The sequence below is a fragment of the Neolewinella maritima genome, from assembly GCF_923081025.1.
Classification (GTDB): Bacteria; Bacteroidota; Bacteroidia; order Chitinophagales; family Saprospiraceae; genus Neolewinella; species Neolewinella maritima.
In genome coordinates this window covers 206,166-228,497 of sequence record NZ_CAKLPZ010000004.1, presented here as the reverse complement: position 1 = coordinate 228,497, position 22,332 = coordinate 206,166, and the positions used below count along the sequence as shown (strand labels likewise).

Genomic DNA, 22,332 nt, shown 5'->3' with positions numbered 1-22,332 from the left:
ACGGTGAAAGCGGGTAGGCAGTTGACAATAAAGGACCGCCTTCCGTAGACGGAAGGCGGCCGAGAAAACCACTTAGAGAAAAAAAGGTCTTGGGGAACCTAGAGGTGCTTCAGGTCGTACGCCGCGATGATGTCCAGCAACTTCTGGCTGTACTGCGGGTCGCTACTGTAGGAGGTCCTAGCCAGGGCAGCGATCCACTGCTGGTAGTTCACGGTCTCATGGGCTAGTGCGGGAAAGCGTTCGGTGACGAGCTGGCTGTGGGCGCGCCAACTGGTCCATGCATTGTCGTAATACTCCGTGGCGATGGTAGCGGCGAAGTGGTTGTTGTCCTTGATGGCTGCCGTAGCCTGACCGGCCTCACTTTCCAGAATGGCCATGGCGAGTTTAGCCGCGGCGGGGATGCCGTACTTCTCCTCCTCCGTGCGGGCTACCCGCTCGAAGCGATTGATGTAGTCGCGCACCGCCGAGGCATCCAACTGGGCTACGGTCCAGGCCGGGGTGGCCGCAACGACCGCACTACTTCCACCCGTAGGTAACATACTCAGAGCGGATATCTGCGTGGCGGCGGTCGACTGCTGCTCGGAGGTCTGCGTACCTACACCGTTCGCGCCCACCGTGAAGGTGAAGTCGATCTGCTTCTGCGTAAAGACAAACGCGCAGAGTACGATCAGTCCCAGGCGAAACCAGGTAAGCCGGAGCTGACTCATCCATACAGGGGGGATGTATTCGGTGGTGTTAGCCCGGTGGCGGGCGGAGGTCAGTACCTGACCGCCGCGCAGGCGCAGTCGCCGCAGGAGCAGCGACCAATTGATGGTGAAGATTTGTTGACCAGCCGTATGGGTGGGGGTAGTAGAGCGAGACATAAACGTATTTTTTGCAACCGCGCCCAGTAATTGCGACGCCTGACAAAGTTAGTACGGTTTGTTGGAACTAGCAAATTATTTAAAACAAATAATGTTGTTTTACTGAGCAGCCGCAGGCCGGATTAGAATCCGGATAGGAGAAGCGTCCGACCCCACGATCTTCAGCGGCAGACAGATCATCTCGTAGTCGCCCTCCGTCACGCGGCGCAGATCTACCCCCTCGATGATCCACACATCACCGCCCAGTAGCGTACGGTGCGTCTGTGGATTGCCCTCGTAGAATGGACCTACGGATAGGTAATCCACTCCGATCAGCGCCAGCTTGCGCTTGGCGATCACCGCAGCTGCGGCCGGCCCGATCCCGTGGTAGTCCTTGTCGAAGGGGTGCTGCAGCCAGAGTCCCTTATCGCTATTGGGCGTGCGCAGGATCAGTCGCTCACCGGCCTCCAGCGGGCGGGTACGGGCTTCGTAGTCTTCCAGATCCTGGGGGGTGACCTCCGCCGCGCAGTCGATCCGCGCGATGCGCACCGGACCCAAACCCACCTCGAAGGGCGATCGTGAGATGTCGATCCCCTCGGCCATAAAGTGGTTGGGCGCATCCATGTGGCTCCCACTGTGCACGCTCATGTGCAGCACCGATACCTTTGCGGTGTCTCCGCAGTGAATACAGCTCAGCGTTTCCAGATGGGTATTCGGCTGTCCGGGCCAGCCGGTCATGTTCTCGAAAATGGGGTAGGTAACGTCGGTCCATCCTTCGTGCCAGGCGCTCATACGGGGGTAGTTTGTCGGGGTGAACTGATCTAAGGTCATTCCCCGCCAATTGTTGTGGCCCGCCGTACACCTATATTGTACCGCCTACACAGCCGCCCCATGCCCATCTCCTCCGATCACCGCCAGTACTGGCAGACGAACCTCCGCTACCTCGCCATCCTGCTCACCGTCTGGTTCCTAGTCAGCTTCGGCTGCGGCATCCTCTTCGTCGACGCCCTCAATCACTACCGCATCGGCGGCGCCAAACTAGGCTTCTGGTTCGCCCAGCAGGGTAGTATCTACGTCTTCGTCTTGCTCATCTTCATCTACGTCTACCTCATGAACCGCCTGGACACCAAACACGGCGTCAACGAATAGGCCCTCACCCCACCCGCCGCAGGCAGTCTACCTGCCGCAGGCAGTCTACCCGCGTCAGCGGTCTAACCAAGCCGAGGGCCGTCTACCAAGCCGAAGGCGATCTAACCAGCCGAAGGCAATCTACCATGGACGTAAAAACCTGGACCTACCTAATCGTAGGCGCAACCTTCCTCCTCTACATCGCCATCGCCGTATGGGCACGTGCGGGCTCTACCCAGGAATTCTACGTAGCCGGCGGCGGCGTGCACCCCATCGCCAACGGCATGGCTACGGCGGCCGACTGGATGAGCGCGGCCAGCTTCATCTCCATGGCTGGCATCATCAGCTTTGCGGGCTACGATGGGGCGGTGTACCTGATGGGTTGGACGGGCGGCTACGTGCTCTTAGCCTTACTGCTAGCTCCATACTTGCGTAAATTTGGCAAGTTCACCGTACCGGACTTCATCGGCGACCGCTACTACTCCAATGTGGCCCGCACAGTGGCCGTCGTCTGCGCGATCGTAGTGAGCTTCACCTACGTAGCCGGACAAATGCGCGGCGTAGGACTCGTATTCAGCCGCTTCCTCGAAGTAGAGATCAATACCGGCGTGTACATCGGCACGGTGGTCGTCTTCTTCTACGCCATTATGGGGGGCATGAAGGGCATCACCTACACCCAGGTAGCCCAGTACTGCGTGCTCATTTTCGCCTACATGGTGCCGGCTATCTTCATCTCGCTGCAGATGACGGACCACATCATCCCCCAGCTTGGCTTCCTGTCCGAAGTAAGCGACGGCTCCGGCGTAGCCCTGCTCGATAAGCTCGACACCCTGCACCGCGACCTCGGCTTTGCGGCCTATACCGACGGCAGCAAGTCTACTGTAGACGTCTTCGCCATCACGCTGGCGCTCATGGCCGGTACGGCAGGACTGCCCCACGTGATCGTACGTTTCTTCACCGTGCCCCGCGTGAAGGACGCGCGCATCAGTGCCGGCTGGGCCTTGCTGTTCATCGCCGTTCTCTACACCACCGCACCTGCGATCGCGGCCTTTGCGCGTACGAACCTCATCACGACCATCAGCGAGCGGCCATACACGGAGCTACCCCCCTGGTTCAGCAAGTGGGAAGAAACGGCGCTGGTGGCCTGGGTGGATAAGAATGAGGACGGGAAGTTGCAGTACCACCCCGGTCCACCCTTCGTGGGTAGTCCGATACAGCAGACGGCAGCGGGCGGCGGCGCGCGGGTGCAGGGCACTTACGGGGAAGCGCTACTCACCAATGTAGCCACCGATAACCCCAATGAGGTGTACATCGACCGCGACATCATGGTACTGGCTAACCCCGAGATCGCCGGCCTGCCCGCCTGGATCATTGCCCTGGTGGCTGCCGGCGGACTGGCCGCCGCGCTGTCTACCGCTGCCGGTTTGCTACTGGTCATCTCCACGGCCGTCAGTCGCGACCTCATGCGCAAGCAGATCAAACCCGATATGAGCGAGGCCGAAGAACTCTGGTGGGCCCGGGGTGGGGCGGCGGCGGCCGTAGTGGTGGCGGCTTACTTCGGCGTCAATCCGCCCGGCTTCGTAGCGGCGACCGTGGCCCTGGCCTTCGGACTAGCGGCGGCCAGTTTCTTCCCCGCCATCGTACTCGGGGTGTTCGATAAGCGGATGAACCGCGAGGGCGCCGTGGCCGGTATGGTCGTGGGTATAGTACTCATGTTCGGCTACATGGCCGTGTACCGACTGGGCTGGTTCGTCGACGCCGTACCGCCCGAAAGCGAATGGTGGTTCGGCATCAGCCCGGAGGGTTTCGGTAGCGTGGCAATGGTGGTGAACTTGGTCGTGGCACTGCTCGTAAGCCGGATGACTCCACCACCACCTGTAGAGGTACAGGAGATGGTAGAGACGATCCGAATACCCAGCGGGGCTGGCGGAGCTACCCACGGCTAACCACCGTAAGCAGACAGTATCAGCACAATACCTGCGGCCTGTCTACCACACCACGAACCGCTGCGAAAGCACCCCGCCCCGCGCGGTCAGGCGTACGAGGTAGGTGCCGGAGGGTAGGTCGGCGGCCTCGAACTGAAACTGCCTGGTTCCCGCACTCAGGACGCCGGTATAGACCGTCTGTACCAGCCGACCATTCATATCCAATACCGTGATTGCTCCGTCCATCGCCCGCGTAAGCCGTACGCTGAACCGTGCGGGACCGGAAGTAGGGTTAGGCGCTACGGCGGAGAAGCTCGCACCGAAGTCTCGCTCAAGGTCTACCGATGTCGGGTTAGTGACCGATGGACGCAGTAGCCAAACCTTACCCGTGCCGGACTGGAACAGGTTGATGCCTGGCTCCAATACCCCTAGGTCTACTATAGCTAGCGTATCGCCGATGAATACGTTCTCCACTGGCTTATTGAACCCCCCGGGAGCCAGTAGCTCCGCGGCTGTACTTCCCTGATTGACTACGAAGGGGAAGCGCTGTCCGGAGGACGTCTCCACGCGCGTGATGCGGTAGCCCGTGAAGCGAAAGATGCCCGTCTGCGGACCGAAGGAGCCCGACTCGGTCACCAGCAGATCGTTGCGGTAGCCGAAGGTATCGCTCTGTATGGCCGTCAGTCCCGTCGCGGATACATTCGGACCCAGTTGGGCGAAGGCGGGCTCGATGCTTAGCGACAGTCTGAAGTCGGGGGTAAAGATGAAGCCCGGACAATCCTCCTGCATCATGACTGGTGAACGGCAGAATACCGTGCTGGTCACTCCCCGTGCCTGTAGCGTCATACTGTCGTGGATAAACTCCGGCCAGCCGAAATACTCTGCCTCCCCGCCCACGGTGAGCTCGAACAGGTCGTCATGGTCATTGGCAATGGGCCGATTTCCCACCAGCACGTAGCTGCTTGTATCGAAGGGAGCGTCCGGGTTGCCCGCCCGGCCCCGGATATCCGTGCCGTTATTGGTCACGAATAGGCGGGTACCGTCCAGTGCGTCGAAGGTCAGGCCGAAGGGATTGCGTAGGCCCCAGGCTTCCAGCCGGAGGGTCTGGCTCACGTTGGTAGCCGCCGGATCGAAGGAGTACACCGTACCCGTACCGATGATGTAGCCATCCACCGGCGACAGGGGGGAGGCTCCGCGTATGAGGAGCCCGGAGTCGATCGGACCGGAATTGAAAATGCGGTAGGGGGCCGTCACGGCATTGCTGTCCGGATCAACGGGGGTACCCACGCGCGCGGTGTATTCCGTGCCGTTCAGGATCACATCGACCGGGGGGATTTCCCGAAAATCGGGGGCTACTGCAACCCAGTCGGCATTGTCCGCACCTACGACCCCGGAGTTGGTGGCGGAACCCTGCCCGAAGTAGGCCCGTCCGTCCGCCCCGAAGACCAGTACATTGTTGCTGTGATCGCCGGTGGAGGGCAGGTTCGTGATGACGGTTTCGAAGGTATTGACGGGATCGTCCGGTGCGAACCGGCTATAGGCACCAACCAGCTCGCCGTTCGTTCCTACCTGCCGGTGGGCCAGGTACAGCAGGCCGTCGTGGTACGAGACATCCGTGAAGGGTGGGGCGAGGGTACCCACGGGGAGAAGGGCCGGTGTGAGGATGACATTAGCCACCCCCGGTCCGCTGGCCGGCAGGCTGATCTCTTTGACGGTGGGGGCGATCTGCGGGTCGATACCCGCTTCGCTGATCCAGTACCGCCCGTCGCCGGTAGCGATGTTGCTGGGGTAGTCCAGACCACTTACGGCTAGCTTCAGGTCGAAGCCCTCCGGAATGAGCACCCCGGGGGTGTCGTCATCCTCCACTAGTGTTTGCCCCGGTAGGGTGGAATAGGAAATAAACAGGCACAGACAGAAGAGCGTGTAGCATGTACGCATACGTCATTCAGTTGCGGGCTGAGTTCAGCCTTCATAATCATATCCGGGGCATAAGGTTCAGTTCGTACGCTGATCTGGTCGCTTAGAACTCCTTAATCGGTATTTAGTGTGGTACGCGCCGCTTGTAGTCTCATTGTCGATTTGTAATAGTCACCATTTATTAGCTTAGCTATTCCATATCTAAGTACATTCGCCAATTCAGTGGATGCTTGAATTAAGATATTCAGCATTGTTGATTCAGTTCCCGATGTTTATCCGGTATGTATTTCTTGCTATTACTTTGTGCCCATACGCGAGTGTATTCGCGTAGGTCGATTACACAAAAGGGGTAGGGATTGAAGCCGATGAAATCATTGGATTCCGGGGCGTTACGCACTTCGGTACCTTCGGGGTGATTATCCGGGCACGGAGCCTACTTCGTCAATAAGGTGCAGTACTAGCTACGTGGAGCGTACCCGGGCATACCGTGAATATTGATTCGATACCGCACGTAAAGCAGAAGATTTTGCGTGACGACTTGTGTATTCCGCCCCAGCTATGCATCAAATAGTAAATCCCAGTTCATGCGACTCCTAGTTTACCTATCGCTAATCCTTTGCACCTGCGTCCCCGCCCTTCTGCTGGCGCAGGACGAGCTAACTGTACCCTCCACGATCGATCACGCAACCGTCTATCTGGCGGGTGCGCAGGTGCAACGAAGTGGACAGGCGGACTTGCCGGAGGGGCGTACTATGTTAGTATTCAAAGGCTTGACCAGTACACTTGACCCAGCGAGCGTGCAGGTTACGGCGGACGCTGACGGGCTACTGATCCTGAGCGTAAGTCATCGCCTGCACTTTCCTGAAGTGGATACGAGTGCGGCACAGGATGATATCTACGCACGGATCGACCGGCTGGAAGACCGTCGCCGGCACCTACTGACCGAGGTAGAGATCGCCAAGGAAGAAGAAGCGCTGCTGCGCGAGAACCGCAAACTCGGCGGCGAAGACCAGGGGCTCAGCGCGGCGGACTTAGCAGCCGGCGTACGCTTTCACCGCGAGCGGATCACGGCCATCAAGCGCAGCTATCTAGTCCTGAGAGATAGTCTGCGGACCAACGCGGACCGGCGCGAAGCGCTGCAGCGGCAACTGGCCGAACGCGCGCAAGACACACGGGTACCCGCTACCAGCGAAGTCATCGTGATCGTAGAAGCCGAGCGTGCGGTGCGCAGTCCATTGACCCTGACCTACCTCGTGGCGGATGCCAGTTGGACCCCCCAGTACGACGTGCGCGTAGAAGCTACCGACGAGCCGCTCGACCTGCAGTACCACGCCAGCGTACGGCAGAGCAGCGGCGAAGACTGGACGGACGTGCAGCTCAGCCTCTCGACGGGCGATCCGAGTGAGTCTGCCGTAGTGCCCGTGCTGCAAACCTGGCGGCTGCGGGAGGGGCAACTGCCACCAACGTACGAGACGGTGCTGCCGAAGGGTAATGCGGTAGCGATCCGCCAGGTGACGGGTACGGTGACGGACGAGGAGGGAGTGTCCATGATCGGTGCGTCCGTCCGGGTGGTGGGGACTACGATCGGTACAGCTACCGATATCGACGGCCAATTCCAGCTGGAGTTACCTGATGAGGCTAGTGCACTGGTCATCAATTACACAGGCTTTGATGAGCAAACTATTCCGATTACTTCCGAAACGCTCACTATCACGCTTTTAGAAGCAACCACCATGTTGGACGAAGTAGTCGTCACTGCTTACGGTATACAGGGCAGGGCGGCCGGAATAAATATTGATAATAGTAATATTAAACGGCAGCGACCCAACAACCCCTTCCCCTCAGCTCCCGTGCCTACCCAAACCCAGCGGAGGGCCACTACGGTCACCTTCGCTATCGAACTGCCGTACAGTATCCCCTCCGACGGCAAGGCGCGACGGGTGGAAATTCAACGGTATGCCATACCGGCTGCTTACCAGCATATCGCGGTGCCCAAGCGGACGGAGGACGTATACCTCTCCGCTACCATCCGTGACTGGGAGCAGTACGACCTGATCAGCGGTGACCTGCAGTTATTCTTCGAGGGCACTTACCTGGGTACTTCCCGGCTGGATGTAGACAAGACCGCGGACAGCCTGAGCATTTCGCTCGGTCGGGACGCCGGAGTGATCGTCAGTCGGGAACCTAACCAGGAGTACCGGCAGCGGAGCGGTCTTTTTGGCGGTAAGCAGGTGGCGAGTCGCGGCTGGACCATCTCCGTGCGCAACACGAAGACCCAGCCGATCCGTCTGACGCTCCTCGACCAGGTGCCGGTCAGCGCACAGGGTAATATTGACGTAGAGACAGACCTAGCGGGCAGCGGTCGGCTGGACGAAGAGACCGGGGAAATCAGCTGGCAGCTCGACCTGCCGGCCGGTACCGAGCGCAAGGTCACCTTCGGCTATAGCGTACGCTACGGCGGCTACGAGCGGGTGTACCTGGAATGAGCCACGGAGCTAGCTCGTACGCAGGCACTACCTTACGGGCCTACTGCGTATCCGTAAACCCGCCCCCCCCTGCTCATGCTCGACCGTATCTACATCGCCGCTACTTCCCAGCACGTCGGCAAGACCACCTGTACGCTCGGCCTTATGGCAGCCATTCGCGAACGCGGCCACAAGGTGAGCTACTGTAAGCCGGTCGGCCAGGAGTGGGTAGAGATGGGCGGCCTGCAGGTAGACAAGGATGCCTTGCTCTTCGCCCGTGGGATGGACTTCGAGCTCAAGGCCGAGCTGCATAGCCCCGTCATCATCGGTCGGGGGGTGACGGCCAGCTACCTCGACGATCCTGCGGAATATGGCTTCAATCGCGCAATCACTAAGGCAAGCCGGAAGCTGCAGAACAATAACGACCTGGTCATCTACGAAGGCACGGGGCACCCCGGAGTGGGCAGCGTCTGCGATGTAAGCAACGCTCAGGTGGCCCAGCTACTCAACGCGCCCGTAGTGATGGTCGTAGAAGGCGGCATTGGTAACACGATCGACAAGCTCAACCTGAACCTGGCACTGTTTCGCGAGCGCCGCGTGCCCGTGCGGGGCGTGATCGTCAATAAGACCCGTCCGGACAAGATGGACAAGGTGCGGCACTACGTGAGTAAGTACCTGCAGAAAACCGGCATCCCCCTACTCGGTGTACTGCCATTCGAGAAGATTCTGAGCAATCCCATCATGGCCTCCGTCCGTGAATCACTCAAGGGACGCACGCTGCTCAATAAGGACGGGCTGGACAATCAGGTAGAGCACATCGCCAGCGGCAGCCTGCTGGCCCAGGAAGAAGTAGAGAACCTGCGTAATCTGCTGGTGATTGTCAGTCACCGTCGCCTGGAAGAAGCACTGAGCGCGCTACAGGGGATTCTACAGGACCGCGGACTACCCGGCAGTACTATCTCCGGTGTCGTAGTCACCGGTCTCACCGACGAAGCCTCTAATCTCCCCCACACTGATTTTTTGAATGCCCATAATATCCCGGTGGTAGCCTGTCCGCTGGATACCTATGGCGCGGCCGTTCGCATCAGTCAGATGGAGGTAAAGATCAACCTAAAGACCCCCTGGAAGATCCGCCGCGCCGTGGAGCTGATCGAGGAACACGTGGATATGGATCTGTTGCTGTAGTACAGCTTACTTCGCCGGCCCTTCGATCGGCGACCCTACACTATTTAGCTTTTCCAGGTATGCATCCCGTACGGCAAAGAACTCCGGGAGGTAAGTTTCCGGCATCGGTGTATTGTCCTGAAAGTCCATCTTCGTATGGTCGACTTGCTTGCCGCCGTCCCAGAAGCGGAAGCAGACGTGGGGACCGGTAGCCAGACCGGTGCTGCCGACGTACCCAATCACCTCGCCCTGCTTGACCCGGCGACCGACGGTCATGCCGGCAGCCCGCTTCTGCATGTGCAGGTACTGGGTATCGAAGCGCTTGTCGTGGTGCAGTTTGACGAAGATGCCGTTGCCGCGGGTCCGTCCGGAGCGGCTCACCGTACCGTCCGCTACCGCCACGATGGGCGTACCGTAGGGGGCCGCATAGTCCGTGCCCAGGTGGGGCTTGACGCGGCGCTGTACCGGATGGAAGCGGCGCAAATTGTACTTGCTACTGATGCGGCTGTAGCGTACCGGGGCCTTCAGGAACGTCGACTTCATGGGTTGGCCGTCCAGGCCGAAGTAGCCTGCCTGGGTACTGTCGGCACTCTCGAAGTAGAAGGCGTAGATATCCTTGCCGCCGGTGCTGTAGCGAGCGGCGCGCACCTTACCGAATCCCGCTTCTTTCTTGTGCACGTACTCCTGCTCGTACACCAGTTGGAAGGCATCGCCCTTCTGCACATGATAGAAGTCGACCGACCACTGCAGGGCATCCTCCATCTTGTCGGTCAGGGCGAAGCTGTGTCCGGAGCCCACCATGGCATTCCAGAGCGAGCTTTCAATCTTTCCGGCAGCCAGGGCTTCGCGCAGGACTACGGGGTTTTCTACGTATTCATCGCGGCCGGTTTGTTGCAGGTCCAGGCGCAGGTAGCGGTATACGCTAGGGGCATAGATCAGGAAGTCCGGCCCCTCGGTGTCCGCATCGTCGAGCAGCTCATAGGTGCGGCCGGCGCGCAGGTTACGCACGTCCAGCATGTCGTTGAAGGTGCCGGCGGTGACGTAGGCGTCTTCCGGGCTCATCCCCGTAGCCAGCAGGATGTCAGAAAGCGTCTGTCCGTACTCGATCGTATCCAGCGTGATGGCGAAGGTGTCCATAGCCAATCCGTAGCGCACGGTGGGCTCTACGATGGGAAAGGCGTTACCACTCAGCTGCGGGGCACCGCCCGGAGGAGGTGGCGGCGCTACGGCGGTAAGGCTAGTGAGGAGGGTAGTAGCTATACCGGACAGGACTAGTAGCGCGAGCACGGCGGAGCGGCGGAAGAGGGGGTGGTTCACGGGATTCTGACTAAGTGGTAGCGATAGCAGTGGAATACGGATAAATATAACGGATCTGTCATGCTATGGCGTACGTACCCGGGTGGTCTCCTGGATCCAGCAGCCTACGGTGTAGGACTGCCCCTCCGAGATGCCCCGCTGGAAGATGTCCGACTTCGAGGGCATGTACTGGGTGTAGCGATTGATCAGGCTGTTGGCCTTGCCCGCTACGCTGCCGTCGACCGACTTGGCGCGCTGCCACATATCGATGGCCGGCCAGGTCACTACCTGGGAGTCGAAGCCGGTGCCGGGCCCACACAGGGGGCCGCTACTGGCGTACAGCGTGCCGATTAGCATATAGGGCTCTCCGGAGTTCGGGTTGGCCGCGATCGACTTACGGGCCATCGCGCGGGCCTGACTGAAGTTGCGCAGGTTGCTGTAGTAGACCTTGGCGGCGGTGAGGTAGTAGCGCGCCTTTCGCTCGTTGTCGGTGGCCTCGTCGCCGGCCTGCTCGAAGAGCTTTACGGCCTGACTGGAGTTACCGTTCTGTAGGGCATCGTAGGCCTGCCGCAGGATATTCCCGCCACCGCTATTGGTAGGATTGGCGGCTGCGATCTCCTGGCGCTTTTTCTCGTAAGCTGCGGCTACGGCCTGGTATTCTGGCAGGTCTTCGGCGCAGTCGGCCCACCGCAGGCGGCTGTAAGTGGTGGTGATCACGTCCACATCGTCGGGGTTCTCCGTGTAGTCCGGGTAGTAAGCATCCACGAAGTACTGGCAGTCGTAGAAACCCTTCACGGTCTCGAAGTACTGCAGGCTGCTGGGGGCGTAGGCCTGGATGGTTTTCCAGGCTTCGCACATCTCGCCCTCGCATTCTTCCAGTCCTTTTTCGAGGCGGGTCATCAGTGCGGTAGCTACCTCCTTCGCCTCGGCATTGTCGATCTTGCCGGCCTCGTGCATATCTACGACTAGTCGCGACATGGGGTTGACCACGAAGTACTGTAGGTCCTCCGGTCCGTCCGTCTCGATGCTTTCCTTGAATAGCTGGTAGATCTCCTCATCCGTAGCCGAGCCCGGGTAGGTGTAGTAACTGTCGAAGGCCTGCATACCGGCCATGAAGCCGTCGCCAGGATAGCACTCCCGCGCCTGCTGGTACAGCTGAATGATGGTGTCGCCGTAGGCCGCCTTGCGCTCCGGGTACTCCTGAATGAGCTGGTTGTAGAAGGCTACCCCGTCGGTGTATACGGTGGGGCGGCGGCCGTCGGCGGCGGGACTCTCGGCGTATACCTGTCGCCAGGTCTTGAAGGCCCGCTCCGTTTCCTTTGACTTCAGCGCCGCACGGTAGATGACGTAATTGGTTTCCGCGTCGTCCGGACTGCGTGCATCGCTAAACTTGCGGCAGGGACTCAGCGCCTCATCCCCGCCGGCTGGCTTTTTCGGGGTAGTGGCCGTGGTCGCGGGTGCGGTGCCGGTGGTAGCTGGGCCGGCTGCTTTGGGCGTACAGCCGAGGAAGATCAGGGCCAGTAGGGTACAAGTCAGTAGAAGAGAAAGGATACGGATCATGGGGTAATAACGCTTAGGATTGGCAATATAAGGATGCAAAGTTGGCTGGTCGTGGTGGGTAGGTCGATTGCGCTGGCTACGGACATTTGCACCCGCGTACGCGCCCGAAAAAACTTTCGCTGCTGTGTGGCATTTGTCTACTTTCGCCCCATGAATGCAAGCCCCATGAAGAAGATCAATTTCAGTGCCGGCCCGGCCATCCTGCCTGCTTCGGTACTCCAGCAAGCCTCTGCCGCCGTAGCGGACCTCGACGGCAGTGGACTATCCATCCTGGAGATCAGTCACCGATCGGCCGCTTTCGACGCCGCCCTCACGGAAGCCGAAGCACTCGTGCGTGAGCTGCTGAGCGTGGGAGACGACTACGGCGTACTGTTTTTGTCCGGCGGGGCCAGCACCCAGTTCTTCTACACGGCCATGAACCTGCTGAACCCAGACGAGACAGCCGGTTTTCTGGACACCGGCGCCTGGTCTGCCAAAGCCATCAAGGAGACTAAACTGTTCGGCAAGGTGAACGTGATCGCTAGCTCGAAAGCGTCGAACTACGACCACATCCCGACCGGCTATACGGTACCCGACGGGCTCAAGTACGTCCACGTAACGAGTAACAATACCATCTTCGGCACCCAGTTTAAGGAGTGGCCGGAGACGACCACACCGCTGGTGGCCGATATGTCGTCGGATATTTTCAGCCGGAAGATCCCACTGGAGAAATTCGCCGTGATCTACGCCGGGGCCCAGAAGAACCTGGGTCCGGCCGGGGTGACGCTAGTCATCGTACGTAAGGACCTGCTCGGTACCGTACAGCGTGAGCTCCCTAGTATGCTGGACTACCGCGTACATATCGCGAAGAGCAGCACCTTCAATACGCCGCCGGTATATCCCATCTACGTGATGATGCTCACACTACGCTGGATCAAGGAACAGGGTGGGGTAGCTGCTATGGAAAAGCACAACGAGCGTAAGGCCAAGCTGCTGTACGACGAGATCGACCGCAATCCTAAGTTTAGTGGCACCGTGGCGAACCCCTTTAGTCGGAGCCTGATGAATGTGACCTTCGTCTGTACGGATGAGTCGGATACCGATCGCTTCAAGGAGGCTGCCGCGGCCGCTGGCTGCGACGGTATCGTCGGTCATCGAAGTGTGGGCGGCTTTCGGGCCAGTATCTACAACAGTATGCCGTACGAGGGGGTAGAGACCCTGGTGAACGTGATGAAGGCATTCTAGCACGCTCGATTTTCTATCCCACATTTGGCCATGTGAGCCGATGCCACTATATTCGCAGCCACTATGCAACGCAGCAAACTTAAATTGCTCTCCGTACTGGCCGTACTCGTGATCCTGAGTGCGAGCAGTTCCGGCTTTCTGGTCGGACGTACCGTACGGCTGCACGAAGAGGGTAAGTTCGAGCAGCTGCACGAGATTGGGGAGCAACTGGTCGATGCTGGCACTATCGTGCACCGCGGCATAGAGGTGGTCAAGCGCGTTATTCTGCGGTAAGGCTACGCCGGCGCAAGCCAATAAATACACACATTGATGGTAATTCGTACCCTGCGGGGATTGCTGTGCGATCTGGATGGCACACTGACAGATTCCGAGCCCCTCCACTGCACCGCATGGCTAGAGACGCTGCGGGAATTCGGTCTTGCGTACGATGCGCAGTGGTTCGAGCAGTGGATCGGAACCAGCGACCGGGTGCTGGCACAGCATGTCGTGGCGCACGACGGACTGGATAGTTCGGACGGCGCACTAATTGCCCTGAAGCAGCAGCGTTTCCATGCGGCGGTAAACAGCCACGGCAAGACCTTCACCGGCGTAGATCGTGCCCTCGCCCAGATCGCGGAGGCCGGCTTTCCTCTGGCCATCGCTACCAATAGCGGCCGCATGGATGCCGACGTGATGATCCACGCAACGCGCCTGGACCGCTACACAAGTATCAGCGTGACGGCCTCCGACGTGGAGCACATGAAGCCCGCCCCGGATATCTACCTGCTGGCCGCCAAGCGGCTCGGGCTACCGGCCGCAGAGTGTATTGCTATCGAGGATAGTGCACCGGGGGGCGAGGCGGCGCTAGCCGCCGGTTGCTACCTGATCGGACTGACGGACAAGGTCACGGGAGCAAATGAGCACTACAGGGATAACGCTGAAGCACTCCGGCGGGCGATGGAACTACTCAGCGCCACAGCGTAACGAGTGGCTACCCTAGAGGTAACAATAACTTAACGCGATCGGTACCCTGAGTTTATGGGGTGAGGAGACCTTTGCGGAGCATTAATGCCCCACAAGCCTGCTTGCTATGTCCGTGAAGTCTACACTGTCTTTCGTATTCATTCTGGTTTCGGTACTAGCTTCGGCCCAGAACACCGTAGTGATCGAAGACGGTGACCTGCTTGGCGGACAGACCTATAATTGGACGGCCAATACCGAATACATTCTCGACGGACTGGTCTATCTGGAGGAAGGCGGTGTACTTAATATCGCTGCGGGTACCGTAATCAAGGGGCGGGGAGCTACTCAGGTCACTACCGGCGACAACACCTCCGCGCTGATCATCGCCCGGGGTGCACAGCTATTTGCCGAAGGCACGGCCGCTCAGCCCATCATTTTTACCGCTGCGGACGACGACGTGACCGACCCGGACGATTTCACCAGCTTCGACCGCGGAGAGTGGGGCGGCCTGATCGTGCTGGGAAACGCAACCATCGCGCGACCCGGTGGTAGCGACAACATCGAGGGTATTGACGCGGACGAAGCACGGGCCACCTTCGGGGGAACGAACGATGAGGATAATAGCGGGGTGCTGCGGTATGTCTCCATTCGGCACGGCGGACAGCAACTCAGCACCGATAACGAAATCAACGGGCTCACCCTGGGTGGGGTGGGGTCGGGTACCACCGTAGAGTACATCGAAGTATTCGCCAATGCGGACGACGGCATCGAGTGGTTCGGCGGAACGGTCAATGTCAAGTATGCTTCGGTAGCTTTCTGTGGAGATGATGGCATGGACTACGACTTCGGCTGGCGCGGGAAGGGGCAGTTCTGGTTTGTGATCCAGGAACCCGGCGACGGTACCGGACGGTCCGGCGAGCACGACGGAGCCAGCCCCGACGGGCAGTCGCCCTTTAGTCAGCCCACGATCTACAACGCTACCTACATCGGTATCGGGCAGGACGCTACGGCGTCCGGCGGGGATGCCGCGCGCGCCAAGCCGCTCTCCGTACTTTTCCGCGATAATGCGGCGGGCTATTACTACAACTCACTGTTTACTGGCTTCAATGGTGCGGCCGTTGCGGTAGAAGACCTTCCCTCCACCACCACCGAAGACTCCTATGCTCGCTTCTTGGCCGGTGACCTAGATCTGCGGAACAACCTCTTTGAGGACTTTGCCGGTATCGATTCTACGGAGGAGCTATTCATCGCTCTTGGTGCTGACGATCGCCTGAATCTTGCCGCTACTACCGCCCTGGCTACGGCGCTGCGGGAGAGAAATGAACTAGGTGAATCGGGAATCGCAAGTATTAGCCGGGACCCCGACGGAGGACTCGATCCCCGGATCGATGCGGAAGGGGCGGCCCTGGACGGCGGCGCGCCCATCGGCGACGATGAGTTCTTCAGCCTGGTCTCCTACCGTGGTGCCTTTGGTAACCGAACCAACTGGCTGAGCGGTTGGACGGCACTCGATGAATACGGCTACTTAGGCGATTTGGTCACCGAGGTAGAAGTGGGCGACTGCATCGTCATCGAGGACGGCGATCTACAGACCGACACCTACACCTGGACGGCAAATAATTGCTACACCCTAGACGGGCTGGTATACCTCGAGGCCGGTGGTCGGCTCAACATCGAGGCCGGGGTAAAAGTAGAGGGGCTTCCTTCCAACTCGATCACGACCGGCGATAATACCTCGGCCCTGATCATCGCTCGCGGTGCGCAAATATTTGCGCAGGGTACTGCTTCGGCCCCGGTGGTATTCACGGCTGCAGACGATGACCTTGACGATCCGGGCGATTTTGACGAGACTGACCGCGGGGAGTGGGGCGGACTCATCTTACTGGGCAACGCGACCATCGCACGACCCGGTGGCACCGACAATATCGAAGGCATCGATGCGGACGAAACGCGTGCCACCTTCGGTGGCACCGACGATGAAGATAATAGTGGGGTACTCCGCTACGTGTCCATTCGCCACGGCGGTGCGCAGCTGAGTACGGACAACGAGATCAACGGACTTACCCTGGGCGGTGTAGGTTCCGGCACTACGATCGACTACATAGAGGTATTCGCAAACGCCGACGACGGGATCGAATGGTTTGGCGGTACCGTACGGGTGGATCACGCCGTGGTTTCTTACTGCGGGGACGACGGGATGGACTACGATTACGGCTGGCGCGGGGGCGGGCAATTCTGGTTCGTCCTGCAGGCTGCGAACTCCGCCACTGGCCGGGCGGGGGAGCACGACGGGGCTAATCCTGACGGGCAAACCCCCTTTAGTGAGCCAACGATCTATAATGCTACCTACGTAGGGATCGGTCAGAACGCTACCGCCACCGGGGGGGATGCCAACCGCGCGCTCCCCCTGGCGGTGCTGTTCCGCGACAACGCCGGCGGACACTACAACAACTCCATTTTTACGGACTTCAACGGGGCCGCCGTAGCAGTAGAGGATCTGGCCGAAACCACTACTGACGATGCCTACGCTCGCTTTCAGGCCGGCGACCTTTCCGTCTGCAACAGCATCTTTTTCGGCTTCGGTGGGGGGGCTTCTTTCTCCGACCTCTTCCTGGTGATCGACGCCCAGGATGAGGTTAACCCCACGGCCAGCGCGAGCTTCGCAGCGGCTATTGAAGCCTGCGGTAATCGGATCGTCGATCCCATGTTAAACGCCGTGGCTGATCGGGATCAGGGCGGTCTACTCGACCCCCGACCCTATCGCTTCGACACGGTTGCCACGCAGGGCGCTCCGGCGGCGGAAGCCGGCTTTACGTCGGTGCCCTACTACGGCGCCTTCGAGCCCGGGGCGTACTCCGGGTCCAATCGGACCTGGCTTAGTGGCTGGACCAGCCTATCTACCCTCGGCCTCGTGGGGGACATAACGAACAGCGTGGGTCCGCAAACGGTAGCCGGCTTCTCACTGGATTCACCTGCTCCGAACCCCGCAAGTGAGCGGACAACCGTACGCTTCGAACTGCCCCGTGCCGGGCGGGCTACCCTGACGGTGATGGACTTCATGGGGCGTCCCCTGGCAGTACATACCGGACAGTATGCTGCCGGTGCGCAGCAAGAGTCGATAAGCGTAGCCAATCTGCCAAGTGGAACCTACCTGCTCATTCTCGACGTGGCCGGTGGCCGCTTACTGCAAAAAATGGTGGTAGCCCACTAGTGATCGGCCCGCGTGAGCCGATCACTGCAACGACTACTACTGGCTGACCGGGCGACTATACCGATGAGCTCAATTTTTCTAGTGCACACATAATTCATTGATTCTATGCTTTACCGCATCACCCACATGCTGGCTTTGTTGCTTCTGGCAACGACCGCACTGCTCGCCCAACGGGGAGCTATTTCGGGTACCGTTTATGACGAGGATGGCTTTCCCATGCTGGGAGCGAATGTCGTCATCCAGGGCACCGGCGACGGTGCGCAGACGGACTTCATCGAGGGCAAGTACCAGTTTCAGGTAGCTGCTGGTACCTACAACCTGGTTGCCTCCTACGTAGGATACCAAAATCAGGTCATCGAGGGCGTCGTTGTAAAGGGAAACGAGACCACCGTACTAGATATCGCATTTTCTGAAGATACCGGCGTAGAGCTCGATGTGGATGTCACCGTCACCGCCCAGGCGCTACAGCGCGGGGAGGTTGCCGTGATGAAGCTGCGTCAGAACAGCGATAAGGTGCAGGACGTCATCTCCAGCCAGGAGATTCAGCGGCTGGGTGCAGGTACGGCCGCTGCGGCACTGACTAAAGTGACCGGCACGACGGTTGTGGACGGCAAGTACGTGTACGTTCGAGGACTCGGCGATCGCTACAGTGCCACCACCCTGAACGGACTGCGGATTCCCAGTATCGACCCCTACCGCAACTCTGCACAGTTGGACCTTATCCCAACTAATATCTTAGATAACATCGTAGCAAGCAAGACCTTCACTCCCGACCTGCCGGGTGACTTCACGGGGGGTAGTGTCAACATCAAGATGAAGGCCCTTCCCGAGCGTTTTACCTGGGGCGTGAGTGCGTCCGGCAGCTACAACAGCCAGGGAAACTTCCGAAACGACTTTCTCAGCTTCGATGGCGGTGACCGCGTAGGACTAGGCTATAACGATGGCACCCTCGACGGACCTTCGATCCTCAATGACCCCCGCCTGGCTGACCTCGATGTACTGGCCGCCAACGCAGACCGCCGGGCACGCCGGGATCAGGAGCTTGCCGGACTGGTCGAAGACGTCGCCAATGAATTCGGTAATGCCTTTACCATCGACCGGATCAAGTCCGGACCAGATTACAGCCTGAGTGCTAACATCGGCAATCAGTTCAACGTGGGTACGATGCCGCTGGGTGTATTCGCTTCGGTCAACTACAGCCGCAGTTTCGACCAGTACCAGAATGGTGTACGGGGCAATTACCTCTTCCCCAGCGGAGGCTTTACCAGCCTGCAGGAGGTGTATGACCTACAGGATAGCAAGAGCGTACAAAGCGGCATGCTGGGCGGTATGCTGGCGGTCACCCTACGGCCTTCCCCCTCCAATAATATCACACTGTACACGCTCTATAGCCATCAGGGCTACCAGGAGGGCCGTATCCTGCAGGGAAGCAACGAGAGCAAGGGTGCCGCCGGTACCGAAGATAACTTCTACCGCTCCCAGGCCAGTACTTTCATGGAGCGCGAGCTGATCGATTACGTTGCCCAGGGTGACCACACCCTCACCGGCCTGGGAAATATCAACATCAATTGGACGGCCAACTACGTGAGCAGCGGACAGGACGAGCCCGACCTGCGCTTCGCCGAGTACATCAAGCAGGGAGAGAACTACATCAATGACCAAAGTCAGTTTACCCGCCCGAGCCGCTTCTTCCGTGACCTGACGGACGATACCTACCAGGGTAATCTAGACATCACCGTTCCGGTACTGCAAACCCGCAATCGGGCCAATGCTCTCAAGTTCGGTGGAAGCTACTCCATGAAGGATCGCGTTTTCAACGAGCGTATCTACGCATACGGCAATAGCAGAGGACTGTCCTTCAGTCAGGCCGGTGGAGACTTTTCCGTTTTCTACGGTCCGGATAATCTGGGCGTGATCGAGCAGGCACCCAACCAGCGTAACACTATCGGTGCCTACATTTTCGACAATAGTGCAGATCCTAACAGCTACACCGGTAGCTATGCGGTAGGCGCGGCCTACGGTATGTTTACCTATCAGGTACTGCCCAAACTAAAGGCGATCGTCGGACTACGTGCCGAGACCACCGATATCCTCGTGGAAAGTAAGGTAGTAGAGATCCAACGGGCCCGGGACAATCCCAGTCAGGACCGGATCGACGACAATACCGCCCGCATCGATACGATCAGCTTCATGCCCGCCGTGAACCTGGTCTATAATCTGACGGAGAGCAGCAACCTGCGGGGTAGTTTCACCCAGACCGTGGCGCGACCCAATATGCGGGAAGTAGCGCCCTTCGGCTCGTTCGGCTTCCTTGGAGAGCCCCCTGTGTTTGGTAACCCCAACCTGGCGCTGACGAGTGTAGACAACTACGACCTACGCTACGAGGTGTTCCCCGATGCGGGGGAGGTCATCGCCTTCAGTATGTTCTATAAGAAGTTTCGCGACCCCATTGTACAGACCTTCCGTAACGCTGGAGAGCAGCAGTTCACCTGGACCAACTCGGAAAGCGCGGAACTGTACGGCGTGGAGCTGGAATTTCGCAAGTCACTCGGCTTCCTCACTTCTAAGCTGGATCGGTTCACGGTCAGTACGAACCTGGCTTACATCCAGTCCGAGCAGCGGGTGGATGCCGAGGAAGTACGGGTAGCCCGCACGGTGGACCCCACCTATAGCGCTACGCGCTCCTTCAACGGACAGTCTGATTACATCGTCAATGCCAACCTAAGCTACACCGACGCCGAACGCGGATGGGATGCGATGGTGGCCTACAACTACTTCGATGACCGCCTACAGAGCATCGGCGCGGTAGGTAGCCCCGACATCTTCGAACGGGGCCGCGCGCAGTTGGATCTATCCGTGTCCAAACAGATCAACCGGTTCAAACTGAGTCTGCGGGGCCGCAACCTGCTGAACCCTGCCTACGAAGCGTACTCTGAATTTGACCGTACGTATATCTTCCAGAGCTACGAGCGGGGCCGGGAACTAAGCTTCGGTATCAGCTACGGAATGTAATGCCGGACAAGATGCACTAGATTACACATTGTAGTCCATTTTCACGCCCTCCGTACCCCGTACGGAGGGCGTTCTTATGCTAGTCTACCTAGGTATGTTTAGCGGACTTTCAGCCGATCCGTGCCCGCGACGTAGTCATGTAGTAGGCGGTGATCCTTACTGAACAGGGCGAAGAGCAGCAGGAAGGTAGCCCCGAAGAGTGTGAGGGCCTTCAATAAAGAGCGCAGTACCCGCTTATCTAGGCTAGGGCGGTGTCCACTCGACACATCGACCACCCGGCCCCGCCGTCCGGCAAGAACAGGATGGTAGTCTACGATCAGCCAGTAGGCCGCTCCGAGCAGCACGGACCATAGCCAGGCGGGGCCGTAGTCTCCGAGCAGCCGCTCTAGGTAGGTATCGGGACTGCTCTGTAGGAATCCCTCCCCGTAGAACAGGTACATCTGTATACCCAGTACGAGGAGCATAACGAGACAGTCGAGTAGATAGAGGAAGTAGCGGCTTACGATGCCCATGGTGACAATGGAAGTTTATTATCCACTAATATATCCTAGCGGTATTGTTCTATACTACTTTAATCGACCGGCGATGGGTATCCATAGATCAGTGGCAACCATATGGTGTAATCAAATAGTTGACTATCTGGTCGTCTTCGACGGCAGCTGAATTACATATAAGGTGTTAATAGTCAGCTAAGTATAAAATTTAAGCGCATTTGGTGGTTTAATTTCGGTGGTGTTCGGGAGTGGTAACTGTCCTGTTTTTCGCGTCGTGCTCCTCCGATCTTTGCCCTACACTAAAACACCATCCGAATGTCTCTCACCGTATTTCCGCGCAAGCGTAACCTTTTTGCCGTATTTCTGCTACTCATCGTGGGTCAAATGATCGCAGGCCTCGTGGCCATGGTGTTCACGGGGGTATCTACTGGATCGATAGACAGCGATCCGCCCGACTGGATGTTCCCCATCATCTATATAGTAGGTCTTGCGCCGGCCCTGTACTATACATGGCGTAGATTGGATCGGCCCCGTGTGTCTGTGCACAATGTGTCGACCCTATCTCCTAGGTGGGTGGCGGTACTGAGTATTGCTATACTGCTAATCAGTTTTGGGATGGGGATTGTGGCCGGCTACTTACCCACCGCTGACTACCTCGACGCTGCCATTGATAATCTGGAGATTGGAATCGGTACCTTTCTGGCTATTGTCTTTCTGGCTCCAGTATTGGAAGAATATCTTCTGCGTGGATTGCTACTCGACCGGATGTTGCAGCAACGTAGCCCCCAACTCGCTATCTTTCTTTCCGCGCTACTGTTCGGGGTGATGCACATCATACCGGCCCATATTTTTGCTGCCTTCTTTGCGGGGCTGGCGCTGGGATATGTCTACTACCGTACCCGCTCGCTAGGCCTGGTGATCCTGCTGCACGTAGTTAATAACGGCGTTGCCTACGCGAGTAAATTCTTTGATGAGTCTGCGGACGATCCCTACGGCCTGCCCGTCATGCTAGTCATAGCTGCCGGAACCACCGCCCTTGGTGCCTGGCTACTGCACGTTGGTGCGCAGCGGGTGGCCTTGATCGCACACGAGCCCTTTTCGAAGCTTCCGCAAGAAACCGTAGTAGTACCCGTCGTGGTGCACGCTGATTAG

General features: G+C 58.8%; 16 protein-coding genes. 10 read left to right on the top strand and 6 right to left on the bottom strand.

Going from position 1 to position 22,332, the window contains the following annotated elements; genetic code table 11:
• Positions 1–98: 98 nt before the first annotated feature.
• Both MJQ68_RS15095 and MJQ68_RS15090 read right to left on the bottom strand, forming a co-directional pair.
• A complete protein-coding gene (locus MJQ68_RS15095; protein ID WP_238751966.1) occupies positions 99–863 on the bottom strand; it encodes a glucosaminidase domain-containing protein in 765 nt (254 codons plus the stop codon).
• A gap of 99 nt (positions 864–962) precedes the next feature.
• A complete protein-coding gene (locus MJQ68_RS15090; protein ID WP_238751965.1) occupies positions 963–1,634 on the bottom strand; it encodes a cyclase family protein in 672 nt (223 codons plus the stop codon).
• Positions 1,635–1,733: 99 nt separating this feature from the next.
• Between MJQ68_RS15090 and MJQ68_RS15085 the strand changes: the two genes are divergently transcribed.
• Both MJQ68_RS15085 and MJQ68_RS15080 read left to right on the top strand, forming a co-directional pair.
• On the top strand, positions 1,734–1,991 hold the full coding sequence (locus MJQ68_RS15085) for a DUF4212 domain-containing protein (protein ID WP_238751964.1): 258 nt from the start codon (positions 1,734–1,736) through the stop codon (positions 1,989–1,991).
• A 125-nt stretch (positions 1,992–2,116) separates the two neighbouring features.
• Positions 2,117–3,916 carry a sodium:solute symporter family protein gene (locus tag MJQ68_RS15080; protein WP_238751963.1) on the top strand — a complete coding sequence of 600 codons (1,800 nt, stop codon included), beginning with the start codon at positions 2,117–2,119 and terminating at the stop codon, positions 3,914–3,916.
• 42 nt (positions 3,917–3,958) lie between these two features.
• On the opposite strand, the gene MJQ68_RS15075 is transcribed toward MJQ68_RS15080, so the two are convergent.
• Entirely contained in the window at positions 3,959–5,833 is a 1,875-nt protein-coding gene (locus MJQ68_RS15075; protein WP_238751962.1) for a T9SS type A sorting domain-containing protein, read from the bottom strand.
• Between the two features lie 563 nt (positions 5,834–6,396).
• On the opposite strand from MJQ68_RS15075, the gene MJQ68_RS15070 reads away from it, so the two are divergent.
• Positions 6,397–8,298 (top strand): DUF4139 domain-containing protein, encoded by a 1,902-nt coding sequence (locus tag MJQ68_RS15070; protein WP_238751961.1) that lies wholly within the window; start codon positions 6,397–6,399, stop codon positions 8,296–8,298.
• A gap of 75 nt (positions 8,299–8,373) precedes the next feature.
• Positions 8,374–9,462 (top strand): AAA family ATPase, encoded by a 1,089-nt coding sequence (locus MJQ68_RS15065; RefSeq protein WP_238751960.1) that lies wholly within the window; start codon positions 8,374–8,376, stop codon positions 9,460–9,462.
• 6 nt (positions 9,463–9,468) lie between these two features.
• Here the strand turns inward: MJQ68_RS15065 and MJQ68_RS15060 are convergent, their stop codons facing one another.
• Positions 9,469–10,758: a peptidoglycan DD-metalloendopeptidase family protein gene (locus MJQ68_RS15060; RefSeq protein ID WP_238751959.1), complete on the bottom strand. Its 1,290-nt coding sequence runs from the start codon at positions 10,756–10,758 to the stop codon at positions 9,469–9,471.
• Between the two features lie 63 nt (positions 10,759–10,821).
• The gene (locus MJQ68_RS15055) at positions 10,822–12,297 is read right to left on the bottom strand and encodes a tetratricopeptide repeat protein (protein WP_238751958.1); all 1,476 of its coding nucleotides are present in this window, start codon (positions 12,295–12,297) and stop codon (positions 10,822–10,824) included.
• A 165-nt stretch (positions 12,298–12,462) separates the two neighbouring features.
• Between MJQ68_RS15055 and serC the strand changes: the two genes are divergently transcribed.
• The 5 genes from serC to MJQ68_RS15030 all read left to right on the top strand — a co-directional run bounded on the left by serC (position 12,463) and on the right by MJQ68_RS15030 (position 20,686).
• A complete protein-coding gene (gene serC, locus MJQ68_RS15050; RefSeq protein ID WP_406613067.1) occupies positions 12,463–13,521 on the top strand; it encodes a 3-phosphoserine/phosphohydroxythreonine transaminase in 1,059 nt (352 codons plus the stop codon).
• Positions 13,522–13,584: 63 nt separating this feature from the next.
• A complete protein-coding gene (locus MJQ68_RS15045) occupies positions 13,585–13,794 on the top strand; it encodes a hypothetical protein (protein ID WP_238751956.1) in 210 nt (69 codons plus the stop codon).
• A gap of 36 nt (positions 13,795–13,830) precedes the next feature.
• Positions 13,831–14,484 carry an HAD family hydrolase gene (locus MJQ68_RS15040; protein WP_238751955.1) on the top strand — a complete coding sequence of 218 codons (654 nt, stop codon included), beginning with the start codon at positions 13,831–13,833 and terminating at the stop codon, positions 14,482–14,484.
• 106 nt (positions 14,485–14,590) lie between these two features.
• On the top strand, positions 14,591–17,674 hold the full coding sequence (locus MJQ68_RS15035; protein WP_238751954.1) for a T9SS type A sorting domain-containing protein: 3,084 nt from the start codon (positions 14,591–14,593) through the stop codon (positions 17,672–17,674).
• Positions 17,675–17,779: 105 nt separating this feature from the next.
• Positions 17,780–20,686 carry a TonB-dependent receptor gene (locus tag MJQ68_RS15030; RefSeq protein ID WP_238751953.1) on the top strand — a complete coding sequence of 969 codons (2,907 nt, stop codon included), beginning with the start codon at positions 17,780–17,782 and terminating at the stop codon, positions 20,684–20,686.
• A gap of 98 nt (positions 20,687–20,784) precedes the next feature.
• Here the strand turns inward: MJQ68_RS15030 and MJQ68_RS15025 are convergent, their stop codons facing one another.
• Positions 20,785–21,198: an RDD family protein gene (locus tag MJQ68_RS15025; protein WP_238751952.1), complete on the bottom strand. Its 414-nt coding sequence runs from the start codon at positions 21,196–21,198 to the stop codon at positions 20,785–20,787.
• Positions 21,199–21,495: 297 nt separating this feature from the next.
• Here MJQ68_RS15025 and MJQ68_RS15020 point away from each other — a divergent pair, with 297 nt between their 5' ends.
• On the top strand, positions 21,496–22,332 hold the full coding sequence (locus tag MJQ68_RS15020; RefSeq protein ID WP_238751951.1) for a CPBP family intramembrane glutamic endopeptidase: 837 nt from the start codon (positions 21,496–21,498) through the stop codon (positions 22,330–22,332).